15 protein-coding genes are annotated in these 13,979 nt (G+C 71.6%); 8 read left to right on the top strand and 7 right to left on the bottom strand.

The window, feature by feature from the left end; all coding sequences use genetic code 11:
• Nucleotides 1-33 precede the first annotated feature (33 nt).
• Nucleotides 34-1,788 carry a biotin carboxylase N-terminal domain-containing protein gene (locus tag CU044_RS23385; RefSeq protein WP_129770671.1) on the bottom strand — a complete coding sequence of 585 codons (1,755 nt, stop codon included), beginning with the start codon at nucleotides 1,786-1,788 and terminating at the stop codon, nucleotides 34-36.
• Between the two features lie 306 nt (nucleotides 1,789-2,094).
• On the opposite strand from CU044_RS23385, the gene CU044_RS23380 reads away from it, so the two are divergent.
• Nucleotides 2,095-2,562 carry a hypothetical protein gene (locus CU044_RS23380; protein ID WP_129770670.1) on the top strand — a complete coding sequence of 156 codons (468 nt, stop codon included), beginning with the start codon at nucleotides 2,095-2,097 and terminating at the stop codon, nucleotides 2,560-2,562.
• Nucleotides 2,563-2,589: 27 nt separating this feature from the next.
• Here CU044_RS23380 and CU044_RS23375 read toward each other — a convergent pair whose 3' ends face one another.
• On the bottom strand, nucleotides 2,590-2,970 hold the full coding sequence (locus CU044_RS23375) for a helix-turn-helix domain-containing protein (RefSeq protein WP_129770669.1): 381 nt from the start codon (nucleotides 2,968-2,970) through the stop codon (nucleotides 2,590-2,592).
• A 97-nt stretch (nucleotides 2,971-3,067) separates the two neighbouring features.
• Between CU044_RS23375 and CU044_RS23370 the strand changes: the two genes are divergently transcribed.
• Nucleotides 3,068-3,475, top strand: coding sequence for a RidA family protein (locus CU044_RS23370; protein ID WP_129770668.1), 408 nt, complete (start codon nucleotides 3,068-3,070; stop codon nucleotides 3,473-3,475).
• A gap of 33 nt (nucleotides 3,476-3,508) precedes the next feature.
• Here the strand turns inward: CU044_RS23370 and CU044_RS23365 are convergent, their stop codons facing one another.
• The 4 genes from CU044_RS23365 to CU044_RS23355 form a co-directional block, all read right to left on the bottom strand.
• Nucleotides 3,509-4,123, bottom strand: coding sequence for a nucleoside triphosphate pyrophosphatase (locus CU044_RS23365; RefSeq protein WP_193564047.1), 615 nt, complete (start codon nucleotides 4,121-4,123; stop codon nucleotides 3,509-3,511).
• A 74-nt stretch (nucleotides 4,124-4,197) separates the two neighbouring features.
• The gene (locus CU044_RS40075; protein ID WP_275670215.1) at nucleotides 4,198-4,326 is read right to left on the bottom strand and encodes a hypothetical protein; all 129 of its coding nucleotides are present in this window, start codon (nucleotides 4,324-4,326) and stop codon (nucleotides 4,198-4,200) included.
• A gap of 101 nt (nucleotides 4,327-4,427) precedes the next feature.
• Entirely contained in the window at nucleotides 4,428-4,634 is a 207-nt protein-coding gene (locus tag CU044_RS23360) for an acyl-CoA carboxylase epsilon subunit (RefSeq protein WP_129770666.1), read from the bottom strand.
• A gap of 23 nt (nucleotides 4,635-4,657) precedes the next feature.
• On the bottom strand, nucleotides 4,658-6,271 hold the full coding sequence (locus CU044_RS23355) for an acyl-CoA carboxylase subunit beta (protein ID WP_129770665.1): 1,614 nt from the start codon (nucleotides 6,269-6,271) through the stop codon (nucleotides 4,658-4,660).
• Between the two features lie 118 nt (nucleotides 6,272-6,389).
• Here CU044_RS23355 and CU044_RS23350 point away from each other — a divergent pair, with 118 nt between their 5' ends.
• The 5 genes from CU044_RS23350 (at nucleotide 6,390) to hutH (ending at nucleotide 13,005) form a co-directional block, all read left to right on the top strand.
• A complete protein-coding gene (locus CU044_RS23350; protein WP_129770664.1) occupies nucleotides 6,390-7,268 on the top strand; it encodes a biotin--[acetyl-CoA-carboxylase] ligase in 879 nt (292 codons plus the stop codon).
• A 223-nt stretch (nucleotides 7,269-7,491) separates the two neighbouring features.
• A complete protein-coding gene (locus CU044_RS23345) occupies nucleotides 7,492-8,631 on the top strand; it encodes an adenylate/guanylate cyclase domain-containing protein (RefSeq protein WP_129770663.1) in 1,140 nt (379 codons plus the stop codon).
• Nucleotides 8,632-8,736: 105 nt separating this feature from the next.
• Complete coding sequence (locus tag CU044_RS23340; protein WP_129770662.1) at nucleotides 8,737-9,537, top strand: enoyl-CoA hydratase-related protein; 801 nt, start codon at nucleotides 8,737-8,739, stop codon at nucleotides 9,535-9,537.
• Between the two features lie 93 nt (nucleotides 9,538-9,630).
• Complete coding sequence (locus tag CU044_RS23335) at nucleotides 9,631-10,818, top strand: sensor domain-containing diguanylate cyclase (RefSeq protein WP_129770661.1); 1,188 nt, start codon at nucleotides 9,631-9,633, stop codon at nucleotides 10,816-10,818.
• A 639-nt stretch (nucleotides 10,819-11,457) separates the two neighbouring features.
• A complete protein-coding gene (gene hutH / locus CU044_RS23330; RefSeq protein ID WP_129770660.1) occupies nucleotides 11,458-13,005 on the top strand; it encodes a histidine ammonia-lyase in 1,548 nt (515 codons plus the stop codon).
• A gap of 55 nt (nucleotides 13,006-13,060) precedes the next feature.
• On the opposite strand, the gene CU044_RS23325 is transcribed toward hutH, so the two are convergent.
• A complete protein-coding gene (locus CU044_RS23325; RefSeq protein ID WP_129770659.1) occupies nucleotides 13,061-13,348 on the bottom strand; it encodes a hypothetical protein in 288 nt (95 codons plus the stop codon).
• Nucleotides 13,349-13,455: 107 nt separating this feature from the next.
• Between CU044_RS23325 and CU044_RS23320 the strand changes: the two genes are divergently transcribed.
• Nucleotides 13,456-13,821, top strand: a complete 366-nt coding sequence (locus CU044_RS23320) for a hypothetical protein (RefSeq protein WP_129770658.1) — start codon at nucleotides 13,456-13,458, stop codon at nucleotides 13,819-13,821.
• Nucleotides 13,822-13,979 lie beyond the last annotated feature (158 nt).

Genomic DNA, 13,979 nt, shown 5'->3' with positions numbered 1-13,979 from the left:
TGCTCGGGCGGGGCCCAGGTCCTGTCCGGTCGGTCAGTCCTTGATTTCGCAGATGGCCGCGCCGGACGTGAGGGACGCGCCGACTTCCGCGGCGAGGCCCTTGATCGTGCCGGAGCGGTGCGCGTTGAGGGGCTGCTCCATCTTCATGGCTTCGAGGACGACGACGAGGTCGCCTTCCTTGACCTCCTGGCCCTCCTCGACGGCGACCTTGACGATGGTGCCCTGCATCGGGGAGGCGAGGGTGTCGCCCGAGGCCGCCGAGGCGGACTTCTTGGCGGCGCGGCGCTTGGGCTTGGCGCCGGCGGCGAGGCCGGTGCGGGCCAGGGTCATGCCCAGGCTGGACGGCAGGGAGACTTCGAGGCGCTTGCCGCCGACCTCGACGACGACGGTCTCGCGGCCGGGCTCGTCGTCGGTCTCGGCGTCGGTGGGGGCCGCGAAGGGCGGGATGTCGTTGGTGAACTCCGTTTCCATCCAGCGGGTGTGGACGGTGAACGGGTCGGAGGTGAAGGCCGGGTCGGTGACGACCTTGCGGTGGAAGGGGATCGCCGTGGCCATGCCCTCGACCGTGAACTCGTTCAGGGCGCGGGAGGCGCGCTGGAGGGCCTGTTCGCGGGTGGCGCCGGTGACGATCAGCTTGGCGAGCAGGGAGTCCCAGGCGGGGCCGATGACCGAGCCGGACTCGACGCCCGCGTCCAGACGGACTCCGGGGCCGGTGGGCGGGGCGAAGGTGGTGACGGTGCCGGGGGCGGGCAGGAAGCCGCGGCCCGGGTCCTCGCCGTTGATGCGGAACTCGAAGGAGTGCCCGCGCACGGCCGGGTCGCCGTAGCCGAGGGCCTCGCCGTCGGCGATGCGGAACATCTCGCGGACCAGGTCGATGCCGGTGACCTCTTCGGTGACCGGGTGTTCCACCTGGAGGCGGGTGTTGACCTCAAGGAAGGAGATCGTGCCGTCGGTGCCGACGAGGAACTCGACGGTGCCCGCGCCGACGTAGCCGGCCTCCTTGAGGATCGCCTTGGACGCCGCGTACAGCTCGGCGTTCTGGGCGTCGGAGAGGAAGGGCGCGGGGGCCTCCTCGACCAGCTTCTGGTGGCGGCGCTGGAGCGAGCAGTCGCGGGTCGAGACGACGACCACGTTGCCGTGGGAGTCGGCCAGGCACTGGGTCTCGACGTGGCGGGGCTTGTCGAGGTAGCGCTCGACGAAGCACTCGCCGCGGCCGAAGGCGGCGACGGCCTCGCGGACGGCCGACTCGTACAGTTCCGGGACCTCTTCGAGCGTACGGGCGACCTTGAGGCCCCGTCCGCCGCCGCCGAAGGCCGCCTTGATGGCGATCGGCAGGCCGTTCTCCTTGGCGAACGCGACGACCTCGTCGGCGCCGGAGACCGGGTCGGGGGTGCCGGCGACCAGCGGGGCGCCGGCGCGCTGGGCGATATGGCGGGCGGCGACCTTGTCGCCGAGGTCGCGGATGGCCTGCGGCGGCGGGCCGATCCAGGTGAGCCCGGCGTCCAGCACGGCCTGAGCGAACTCGGCGTTCTCGGAAAGGAATCCGTAGCCGGGGTGGATCGCGTCCGCGCCGGAGTCCTTGGCCGCCTGAAGCACCTTGGCCATGTCGAGATAGCTGGCTGCCGGGGTGTCACCGCCCAGGGCGAACGCCTCGTCGGCCGCGCGGACGTGCAGGGCGTCCCGGTCCGGGTCCGCGTAGACGGCTACGCTCTGGATCCCGGCATCCCGGCAGGCACGGGCAACGCGGACAGCGATTTCGCCACGGTTGGCGATGAGCACCTTGCGCACGATGGCTCCCTCCTTGAAAACAAGCTGAGTTTAGGGACTGCCGACACGCCCCATGGATCCGTCCCCCATGGTGACCTTGCCCACACGGCGCGTGGTTCGAGGCTCGTTCAGAAGGCGAAATCCCTTGTGGCACCACGGTACGCCGGGATCCCCCGTCGCACAGTAGCGCTCGGATGTGGTCCAGCTCTCTGTCCGAGTACCCCTCGGCGGATCGCGATTCTTTGTGGAGTCCCTACGAATGGCCGAATGATTCTCTGCACCTGCCGGGGCCCTTGTCCGGAGGTTTACCGGTTAGTAGCGTTCGCGATGTCCTGCGTACTACCGGTAACAGGGGAAGAGGGTGGCGCCGTGGCGCGCAGACCGGTGGCCTGGGTGGCCGCGGCGGTACTGCTGTTCGAGGCGGTCGGCGTCGTGTTCGTCAACGGCGTGCTCGCGACGGTTGTCGACAATCAGCGGATGTCCCTGGCCGGACTCGACCCGTCCGCCATGTCTCTCGGTACGTGGGTGATGGGCGGTGTCCTCGGCTGTTATCTCGTACTCATCGCGGCGATTCTGGTGCGTACCGGCATCAAGGACCGCACTCCGGGCCGGTTCGGCAGGGTCGCGCTCATCAGCTGCGCGGTCGTGCACGGGGTGCTCGGCGCGGTGACGGTGGGGCTGGTGGGGTGGAGCGCCTTCGCGCTCATGATGGTCGTGCTGGGGCTGATCGTGCTGGTGCTGGTGGGGTACGAACCCGAGCGGGCGGCCGCGGACGACGGGCCGGCCGCCGCCTGAGTCCGGCCGCGGCCCGCGCGTGCCCGGTCAGGCGTCGAAGCGGCTGCGGGAGGACTCGATGTGGCCGAGGTACTGATGGGTCCAGTCGCACATTCGGCCGACCGTCTCCCGCAGTGCCCGGCCCGGTTCGGTGAGGGTGTACTCGACCCGCGGCGGCACGGTGGGGTGCACGGTCCGGTCGACCAGACCGTTGCGCTCCAGCATGCGCAGGTTCTGGGTGAGCATCTTGTGGCTGATGCCCTCGATTCCGTTCCGCACCTCGCCGAAGCGCAGGGTGCCTTCGCCGAGCGCCTCGATGATCAGGAGCGCCCACTTGTTGGCGACATCCGAGAAGATCTCCCGGGCCAGCGAGTCCGCGCGCCTCAGGTCGGCTTCGTCGGGCGAGCCGTCGAACTGCTTGGTCACCATCAGGTTCCCCAGTCACTGAAAAGTGCGTTCTTCCACGTCGGCGCTCACTCTCCTACGGTTCTTCAGTAACCACAAGAGACCACGAGGAGCGGAGAGCATGGCCATCACTCTGGTGAACCCCGGCGGACTGCCGGAAATCGATGTCTATCGGCAGGTGTCGGTCGCGACCGGATCGAAGCTGGTCTTCATCGCCGGACAGGTCGCCTGGGATGCCGAGGGGGTCACGGTCGGCGCAGGTGACCTCGCGGCTCAGGTCGAACAGTGCTATCTGAACGTCGGCACCGCCCTGGCCGAGGTCGGTGGTTCCTTCGAGGACGTGGCGAAACTGACCGTCTACGTCATCGACTGGACCCCCGACAAGATGCCCCTGTTCCTGGAGGGAGTGGCCCGTGCCACCGCGAAGCTGGGGATCACGCCGCTGGCGCCGGGCACGCTGATCGGCGTCGCGGCACTGGACGTGCCCGAGCATCTGGTGGAGGTCGAAGCCACCGCGGTCCTCGACTGATCAGGGGACTCGACAGGCGCCGGTGGGGCCGGTTCAGGCCCACAGGTCGGTGATGGTGACGCCGTGCTCGCCGAGCAGCCGGCGCAGCAGGGGCAGCGACAGGCCGATGACATTGCCGTGGCTGCCGTCGATCGCGTCGACGAAGGGCGCGGAGCGGCCGTCCAGGGTGAAGGCGCCCGCGACGTGGAGGGGTTCGCCGGAGGCGACGTACGCGGCGATCTCGGCGTCCGTCGGATTCCCGAAGCGGACCGTGGTCGAGGCGGTCTCGGCGGCACGGCGGCCGGTCGTCGTGTCGATCACGCAGTGACCGGTCCGCAGGATTCCGGCCCGTCCGCGCATCGACTTCCAGCGGGCGGTGGCCTCTTCGGCGTCGGCGGGCTTGCCGAACGCCTCGCCGTCGAGTTCGAGGACGGAGTCGCAGCCGACGACCAGCGCGCCGGCCGTCGTGGGGAGCGCGGCCACGGCGGTGGCCTTGGCCTCGGCCAGAACGAGCGCCAGTTCGGCGGGGGTCGGGGCGGAGAGGGCGTCCTCGTCGACGCCGCTGACGATCACCTCGGGGGCGAGCCCGGCCTGCCGGAGCAGTCCGAGACGGGCGGGGGAGGCGGAGGCCAGAACGAGCCGGCGGCGCTGATCGGTCATGCGGGCCATCGTAGGTCCGCGGTGTCCGGCCGGTACGGGGGAGGTCCGCGGGAGGCGGTCAGCGGGCGGCCGGCCTGAGGCGGTCAGCGGAGGCCGAGCACGAGCATCGCCAGCAGCACCGCCAGCGCGAGCACCACACCGGCGCGGCGCAGCATGAGCTGCGCGTCGCGCATCTCCCTGGGGGGCTCGTTCTCCGGGTCGGACCACAGCATGGGACCGATACTCCGGCCACCGGGTCCGCCGCGCCTGAGTATGTGTACTCAGGCGCGGCGGACCCGGTGGCCTATCGTCGCGCCCGGCCCTGGGGCGGTGGTCAGCCGGGCCAGTACGTACGCGCCCACGCCCGCGGGCCCGGCTCCGGGAGCCGGCGGCGGGCGATCCGCGTCGGGGCGGACCACTCGGCGGGGGGCGGGGCCGCGTCCGACGGCGAGTCCGCCATCGCCGCGGCGCGGGCCCGCACCACCGCGAGTGCGGCGGCCAGCTCTTCCCGGGTCGGATTTCCTCGTACAACCTTGATCACTGTTCGGCGCCCTTCCCGGTGTCCTAGAGGGGGATGTTGCCGTGCTTCTTCGGAGGCAGACTTTCCCGCTTCGTCCGCAGTTGACGCAGGCCCTTGACGATGTGTGCCCGGGTGTCCGACGGCATGATGACCGCGTCGACATAGCCGCGCTCGGCCGCGACGTACGGATTGAGCAGAGCGTCCTCGTACTCCTGGATCAGTTCGGCGCGCGTCTCCTCCTGCGCCGTCGCGTCACCGGCCGCGGCGATCGTGCGGCGGTGCAGGATGTTGACCGCGCCCTGCGCGCCCATGACCGCGATCTGCGCCGTCGGCCAGGCCAGGTTGAGGTCCGCGCCCAGATGCTTGGAGCCCATGACGTCGTAGGCGCCGCCGAAGGCCTTGCGGGTGATCACCGTGATCAGCGGGACCGTGGCCTCGGCGTACGCGTAGATCAGCTTGGCGCCGCGCCGGATGATGCCGCCGTACTCCTGGTCGACCCCCGGCAGGAACCCCGGGACGTCGACGAACGTCAGCACCGGCACATTGAAGGCGTCGCAGGTACGGACGAAACGCGCGGCCTTCTCGGAGGCGTTGATGTCCAGACAGCCCGCGTACTGCATCGGCTGGTTCGCGACGATCCCGACCGGGAAGCCCTCGACCCGGCCGAAGCCCGTGATGATGTTCGGCGCGAACAGCGCCTGCGTCTCCAGGAATTCGGCGTCGTCCAGTACGTGCTCGATGGCCGCGTGCATGTCGTACGGCTGGTTCGCGGAGTCCGGGATCAGCGTGTCCAGCTCGCGGTCCTCGTCCGTCGGCTCCAGCGAGGCCTCCTCGGGGAAGGCGGGCGGCTCGGACAGATTGTTCGAGGGCAGATACGACAGCAGGGACTTGACGTAGTCGATGGCGTCCTTCTCGTCGCCCGCCATGTGGTGCGCGACGCCGGAGGTCGTGTTGTGCGTACGGGCGCCGCCCAGCTCCTCGAAGCCCACGTCCTCGCCGGTCACCGTCTTGATGACATCGGGGCCCGTGATGAACATGTGCGAGGTCTGGTCGACCATCACCGTGAAGTCGGTGATCGCGGGCGAGTAGACCGCGCCGCCCGCGCACGGGCCGACGATCAGGCTGATCTGCGGTACGACACCCGAGGCGTGCACATTGCGGCGGAAGATCTCGGCGAAGAGGCCGAGGGCGGCCACCCCCTCCTGGATCCGGGCGCCGCCGCCGTCGTTGATGCCGATGACCGGACAGCCGGTCTTCAGCGCGAAGTCCATGACCTTCACGATCTTCTCGCCGTAGACCTCGCCGAGCGAGCCGCCGAAGATCGTGAAGTCCTGCGAGTAGACACAGACCGGACGGCCGTCGACCGTGCCGTAACCGGTGACGACCCCGTCCCCGTACGGGCGGTTCTTCTCGATGCCGAAATTGGTGGAGCGGTGCCGGGCGAACTCGTCCAGCTCGACGAAGGAGCCCTCGTCCAGCAGCAGATCGACCCGCTCGCGGGCCGTCAGCTTGCCTTTGGCGTGCTGCTTCTCCACGGCGCGCGCGGAACCCGCGTGCGTGGCTTCCTCGATACGCCGCTGAAGGTCCGCGATCTTTCCCGCGGTGGTGTGGGCGGCGGTTCCGTGGGGGATTCCTCGGGCGTTTTCCGGCTCGGACATCGGGATGCGGCTCCCTGCGGGGTCACGGATGCGGGTGTTCCGGGTGCTACTGATCCGTAGGGTATCGGCGCCGATACCGTTCGGCAGTGCGGTGTTGGCCACACCTAGGGTGGCTTGCATGACGGATCCCCATGCACCAGAGAGCCGCTGGTCCGACCTCGAACGCCCCCCGCTCAACGAGCGCGCGCTGCGCCGCGGGCTGATCCGGCCCGGCGGGCTGTGGAGCTCGCTCGACGTGGTCGCCGCCACCGGATCCACCAACTCCGATCTGGCCGCGCGGGCCATGGCGGGGGCGGACGGCACACCGGGAGCCGCGGAGGGCACCGTACTGATCGCCGAGGAGCAGACGGCGGGCCGCGGCCGGCTGGACCGCCGGTGGTCCGCGCCCGCGCGCTCCGGGCTCTTCTTCTCGGTACTGCTCAGGCCGGGCCCCGGCGTACCCGTCCACCGCTACGGCTGGCTGCCGCTGCTGACCGGAGTGGCCGTGGCGACCGGGCTGGCGCGGGCCGCGGGCGTCGACACGGCACTCAAATGGCCCAATGACCTGCTGGTGACCGTGGACGGCGAGGAGCGGAAGGCCGGCGGGATCCTCGCCGAGCGCGCGGGGGACGACGCGGTCGTGGTGGGTGTGGGCGTGAACGTCTCGCTGCACACGGCGGAACTGCCCGTACCGGCGGCCGGCTCGCTGGCCCTGGCGAACGCGGTGTCCCTCGACCGCGACACCCTGCTGCGCGGCGTCCTGCGGGCCCTGGAGCGGTGGTACGGGGAGTGGCGCGAGGCGGGCGGCGATCCGGGGCTCTGCCGGCTCCAGGAGGCGTACGCGGCGGGGTGCGCGACGCTCGGCCGCTCGGTGCGGGCCGTCCTGCCGGGCGACCGTGAGCTGGTGGGCGAGGCGGTGGCCGTGGACGGCGACGGACGGCTGGTGGTCGCGACCGAGGACGGCGTCAGGCATCCGGTCGGGGCGGGCGACATCGTCCATCTTCGGCCGGCCTCCTGAGGCGCGCGTTGCCCGTACGGGGACGTCTTCCGGCGTAGGCATATGCGCGACGCACATGGCGCGGTCGCCGGGGCGGCCACCGGCGACGCCCCGTGACCGGACCGTCGCACCCGGATCCAGGTTGCTCACGCGATACGTGAGCCAGAGCACATCTGCCGTATCGTTGAGGCGGTCCACGACAGATCGGCAGGGCAGTGCGCAGGGAACGGGCAGGAGGCGGCTGGTGACCGTCGACGATTCGACTTCCGGCGAGGACGCGCAGCCGTCGTCGGACTCTTCGGTACACCCCAACCCCCACCATGTCGTCGACCACACGGCCGAGCCGTCCGACGATCCGCTGGCCATCCGCCTCGAACAGCTGATCCTCGGCGCCGAACGCCGCTACACCCCCTTCCAGGCGGCCCGTACCGCCGGCGTCTCGATGGACCTCGCCTCCCGCTTCTGGCGGGCCATGGGCTTCGCGGACGTCGGCCAGGCCAAGGCGTTCACGGAGGCGGACGTCCTGGCGCTGCGACGGCTTGCCGGTCTGGTGGAAGCGGGGCTGCTCAGCGAGCCGATGGCGATCCAGGTCGCCCGCTCGACCGGACAGACCACCGCCCGGCTGGCGGAGTGGCAGATCGATTCGTTCCTGGAGGGGCTCATCGAGCCGCCCGAGCCGGGGATGACCCGTACGGAAGTCACGTACCCCCTGGTGGAGCTGCTCCTGCCCGAGCTGGAGGAGTTCCTCGTCTACGTCTGGCGGCGTCAGCTCGCCGCCGCCACCGGCCGCGTCGTCCAGGCCGCCGACGACGAGGAGATGGTCGACCGTCGGCTCGCCGTGGGCTTCGCCGACCTCGTCGGGTTCACCCGGCTGACCCGGCGGCTGGAGGAGGAGGAACTCGGCGAGCTGGTCGAGGCGTTCGAGACGACCGCGGCCGACCTCGTCGCCGCGCACGGCGGCCGGCTGATCAAGACCCTCGGCGACGAGGTCCTGTTCGCGGCGGACGACGCGGGAACGGCCGCGGAGATAGCGCTGCGCCTGATAGAGACCATGACCCACGACGATTCGATGCCGGCGCTGCGCGTCGGGATCGCGTTCGGGACGGTCACGACGCGGATGGGCGACGTGTTCGGCACGACCGTGAACCTCGCGAGCCGGCTGACCTCCATAGCGCCGAAGGACACGGTGCTGGTCGACGGCGCGTTCGCGGAGGAGCTGATCCGCACGGGCGACGCCCCGGCCTCCGAGGCGCAGGCGGCGAGGGCCGAGAAGGAGGGCGCGGCGCTGCCCTCGTACCGCTTCGGGCTCCAGCCGATGTGGCAGCGGCCGGTGCGGGGACTGGGTGTGGTGGAGCCGTGGCTGATGGGGCGGCGGAACACCTAGCTAGTCGAGTCCAGCTCCTCCAGGCCCGGTGCGGCTCCCCGCCAGGCCGCCCCCCTAGGATCGGTCCGACCAAGGTGAACTGTCGTTAACCGGGAGGGTGCGGTCGTGACGGAGACTGAGCAGAGGTTCGGGGAGTTCGTCGTCGTACGGCGGCACGGTCATGTCGCCGAACTGGTCCTGGACCGGCCCAAGGCCATGAACGCCGTCTCCAGCGAGCTGGCCCGGTCCCTCGGGGCCGCGTGCGCCGCGCTCGGCGCCGCCCGGGACGTCCGGGTCACGGTGCTGACCTCCACCCACGCGCGGGCCTTCTGTGTCGGCGCGGACCTCAAGGAGCGCAACTCCCTCAGCGACGCCGAACTCGTGCGCCAGCGCCCGACCGCGCGGGCCGCGTACGCCGGCGTGCTGGAACTGCCGATGCCGACGATCGCGGCGGTGCACGGCTACGCGCTGGGCGGCGGCTTCGAGCTGGCGCTCGCCTGCGATCTGATCGTCGCCGACCCCACTGCGGTCGTGGGACTGCCCGAGGTGTCGGTCGGGGTGATCCCCGGCGGCGGCGGTACGCAGCTGCTCCCGCGCCGCGTCGGCGCCGCGCGCGCCGCGGAACTGGTCTTCACGGCACGGCGGGTGGCCGCGGCCGAGGCGGCGGCGCTGGGGCTGGTCGACCAGCTCGTGGACGAGGGCGCCGACCGGGACGAGGCCCTGGCCCTGGCCGGCCGTATCGCCGCCAACTCGCCCGTCGGCCTGCGCGCCGCCAAGCGCGCGCTGCGGCTCGGGCACGGGCTCGACCTGCGGGCGGGGCTGGAGGTCGAGGACGCCGCGTGGCGGTCCGTCGCGTTCTCCGGAGACCGGGCGGAAGGGGTCGCCGCGTTCAACGAGAAGCGCACGCCGCAGTGGCCCGGTGAGTGAGCGCGCGCCGCGGCGCGCGGTACGGGTGAACCCGTCATGATCACCCATCGATCCAGATGATCAAATCCCGTCAAACCGTCTTAAGGTGGGGCGATGGGAGTGGATGGGCGACTGCGCGCCATAGTGCGACTGTCTCAGGCGATGGCGGCGGCCCCAACAGCGATCGAGTCCTGGCGGGCCGCGGCGCGGGGCGCGCTGGAGGCGCTCGGGGGGAGCTTCGGGGCGCTCTCGGTATGGGAGCGGGATCTCGGCCGCCTCAAGGTGCTCGTGAACGCGGGGGCACGGGTGGACGGGGAGGAGGAATTCCCCGAGGACGAGACGTATCCCGTCCATGAGTTTCCCGAGATCGCGGAGTTCCTGCACGGGCGGTGGGCGGGCGGCGGCGGGCCGCAGGCCTGGGTCGAGACCGCGGCCGGGCCGGCGGTCGCGCAGGCGTCGGAGGGCCCGGACGGGCCCGGCTACAACCACCAGCGCGTGGCCGCGCTGCGCAGGCGGGGCCGCGGCTGCTGCGTCGTCGCGCCGATCGTGCTGCACGGGCGGGCGTGGGGCGAGCTGTATGTGGCCAGGCCCCCGGAGGCGCCGCTGTTCGACGCGGCCGACGCGGATTTCGCCACCGTCATCGCGTCGGTGGTGGCGGCGGGGATCGCCCAGACGGAACGGCTCGAAGAGGTCCGCCGGCTCGCCTTCACCGATCCCCTGACGGGACTCGCGAACCGGCGCGCGGTCGACGTACGGCTCGACGAGGCGATCGTCCGGTACCAGGAGGAGGGGGCCGTCGTCAGCCTCGTCGTCTGTGATCTCAACGGCCTCAAGAAGGTCAACGACACCCAGGGCCATGCGGCCGGTGACCGTCTGCTGGAACGGTTCGCCACGCTCCTGTCCGTGTGCGGCGCACGGCTTCCCGGCGCGCTGGTGGCGCGGCTGGGCGGGGACGAGTTCTGTCTGCTGACGGTGGGCCCGACGTCGGACGAGGTGCTGGCGGTGGCGGCCGAGGTGTGCGAGCGGGCGGCCGGGCTGGATCTGGGGGAGGGCGTGGCGTGCGGGATCGCTTCGACGGGGGACCCGATCGGGGAGGTGGGGTCGGCGCGACGGCTGTTCCGGCTGGCGGACGCGGCGCAGTACCGGGCGAAGGCGGCGCGGGAGGGCGGGCCGGTGGTGGCGGGGCGGGAGGGCGGGCCGGTGGTGGCGGGGCGGGACGGGGCGGTACTGAGACTGGCGGACGCGCCGGCGCCGGAGCGGGGGGAGAGACGGCGCTTCCGCGACGCGCCAGGGTCGACGTAGTCGACGGGTCCGGGGGGTCGGTTGTCTTTGGCTGGGGCCGGTGGTTGTGTGCGGGTTGTTGCCGGGTGGCGCGGTACGCCTCCGGCGGGGAGCGCGGGTACGGGTGCGTTTCGGCTGGGGCCGGTGGTCGGTCTGCGGGTTGTTGCCGGGAGGCGCTCCGGGGCTCGCGTCCGGGACTGCATGATTTACGGCGCGACCCCGGCCACAGTCAGGACACGGGCGGTCGTGCGCCACACATCACGCTCTACGTCCCGGACACGCCCCCTGCGCGCCCCCCTTCACCGCCCGTCACGGACTGGCGCGTCCGTGCGCGGGGGCGGGTGGGGGAGACGACGGCATCCTCCCGCCCCCATACCCCCACCAGGGCGGCGGGTGCAGGCGACCACCGGCGGGAAGGGGGTCGGGGGCGGAGGAGGTGCGTGTCCGGACACTGAAGCGTGATGTGTGGCGCACGGACGCCCGAACCATCGACCGGCCGGAGTCGCGCCGTAAATCATGCCGTCCGGACATGTACCTCCGGAGACCCCGGCCCCCGGCACCACCCACCGGCCCCCGCGCCGCAGGCGCACACCGCAACCCCCGCCGGAGGCGTACCGCCGACTAGTGACACTCTGCGATTCAGTCCGTACGCTCCTGAATATGGATATGCACACTGTGGTGTTGGGGACGTCCGGGACGATCGCCGAGGATGTGGTCGCCGTGGCCAGGGGCCGCGCCCGGGTTGAGCTTTCCGGTGAGGCCCTGGACGCGCTCGCCGTCGCGCGCGAGGTCGTGGACGCGCTGGCCGCCAAGCCCGAGCCGGTGTACGGGGTGTCCACCGGGTTCGGGGCGCTCGCCACCCGGTGGATCAGTCCGGAGCTCCGGGCCCAGCTCCAGCGCAATATCGTCCGGTCGCACGCCGCCGGGATGGGGCCCCTCGTCGAGCGGGACGTCGTGCGGGCGCTGATGTTCCTGCGGCTCAAGACCGTGGCCTCCGGGCGCACCGGCGTGCGCCCGCTCGTGGCGCAGGCCATGGCCGACGTGCTGAACGCGGGGATCACGCCGGTGGTGCACGAGTTCGGCTCGCTCGGCTGCTCCGGGGACCTCGCGCCGCTCTCCCACTGCGCGCTGACCTTGATGGGCGAGGGCGACGCGGAGGGCCCCGACGGTGTCGTACGGCCCGCGGGGGAGCTGCTCGCCGCGCACGGGATCGAGCCGGTGGAGCTGCGGGAGAAGGAAGGGCTCGCCCTGCTCAACGGGACCGACGGCATGCTCGGCATGCTGGTCATGGCGATCGCCGATCTGCGGCGGCTCTACACCTCCGCCGACATCACCGCCGCGCTGAGCCTGGAGGCCCTTCTCGGTACCGCCAAGGTCCTCGCCCCCGAGCTGCACGCCATCCGCCCGCACCCGGGCCAGGGCGCCAGCGCCGCCAATATGCTGCGGGTGCTCGCGGGGTCCGGGCTGACGGGTCACTTCCAGCAGGACGCGGCTCCCCGGGTCCAGGACGCCTATTCCGTGCGCTGTGCCCCGCAGGTCGCCGGCGCGGGCCGGGACACGCTGGCGTACGCGAGCGTCGTGGCCGACCGGGAGCTGGCGTCGGCGGTCGACAACCCCGTCGTTCTCCCGGACGGCCGGGTGGAGTCCAACGGCAACTTCCACGGCGCCCCGGTGGCGTATGTGCTGGACTTCCTGGCGATCGCCGCCGCCGACCTCGCTTCCATCGCGGAGCGCCGTACGGACCGGCTGCTGGACAAGAACCGCTCGCACGGCCTGCCGCCCTTCCTCGCCGATGACGCGGGGGTCGACTCGGGGCTGATGATCGCCCAGTACACCCAGGCCGCCCTGGTCAGTGAGATGAAGCGGCTCGCGGTGCCGGCCTCGGTCGACTCGATCCCGTCTTCCGCGATGCAGGAGGACCATGTCTCCATGGGCTGGTCGGCCGCGCGCAAGCTCCGTACCGCCGTCGACAACCTGGCCCGCGTGATCGCCGTCGAGCTGTACGCCGCGACGCGCGCGATCGAGCTGCGTACGGGCCTGACGCCCGCGCCCGCCTCCCAGGCGGCCATCGACGGCCTGCGCGCCGCGGGCGTCCAGGGGCCGGGGCCCGACCGCTTCCTCGCGCCCGATCTGGCCGGGGCCGACGCGTTCGTGCGCGGGGGCGGGCTCGTCGCCGCGGTCGAGCCGGTGACCGGGCCGCTGGCCTGAGACGCCGGAGGGGCCGCCCGGTCACGGCCCGGCGGCCCCTCCGTACGTGCGCGTCTCAGAGCGACGCGCGGACACTTCTGCGGATGGAGTACGCGACGAACCCCGCGCCGATGCCGAGACAGAGGCTCCCGCCGACCAGATACGGCGTGGTGTCCACGCCGCCCGTGTCGGCGAGGGTCAGTGGCTCGGATTCCCCGGCGGTGAGGCCCTGAGCGGATGAGGCTGACTGCTCCCGCGGACCGTTCTGCTCCTCGGTGGCCTTCGCTGAGGGCACGAACCACAGGGCGCAGAGCAGGGTGCCGGCGGCGGTAGCTGTCAGGAGCGGTCGGCGCGCGACGGACACGTGATCGATCCCCCTTGTGACAACGCCGAATTGGCTGGGTGCGGTGATGTTAGTGATAGCAGCGGGTCGCGGGAAAGTCGTGGGGTCGGGAGCTTACCCTCCGTCGTATGAGCGATTCTGAGACATCACGGTATGTTCGGGTACAGGTGGAATTGGTGCTGGAGGTCGATGACCCTCAGCGACTGAGCGCCGCCGCCCTCGACCGCATCGGCGCGGACGAGTCCATGCCGGACGACGAGCGGGCGCATGCCCGGTCCGCGGTCCGGGAAGATGAGGCGGAGGCCCTCGCGTATCTGGTGGAGCCCTTCGACCTCGTCAAGGAGGTCCCGGGGATCGAGCTGGCCCAGGCCTCCTGGACCAGCGAACTGATCGACTACGACCCCGACGCGGTCGAGTGGGCCCTCGACGAGGACGACGAGGACGACGGCGAAGAGGCCGGGGTCGAGGGTGAGGTCGGAGCTGGTCGGATGTAGACCGGAGGCGTGTCACTCTGGTAAGCCCCGGTCCGCCCTAACCGACGGGCCGGGGCTCGCGCATTTCCCCGGGGCGAGTGGCGTTCACCACATCCTCGGCGGATGTGGAACCGGACGAACCGGTACAGGTGTTCTTAAGTGTTATCGGCAGGGCAAGC

It is taken from the genome of Streptomyces sp. L-9-10 (assembly GCF_004151105.1).
GTDB lineage: Bacteria > Actinomycetota > Actinomycetes > Streptomycetales > Streptomycetaceae > Streptomyces.
Note: the sequence above shows the minus strand (reverse complement) of the source record. Positions and strands in the feature narration are given on the sequence as shown.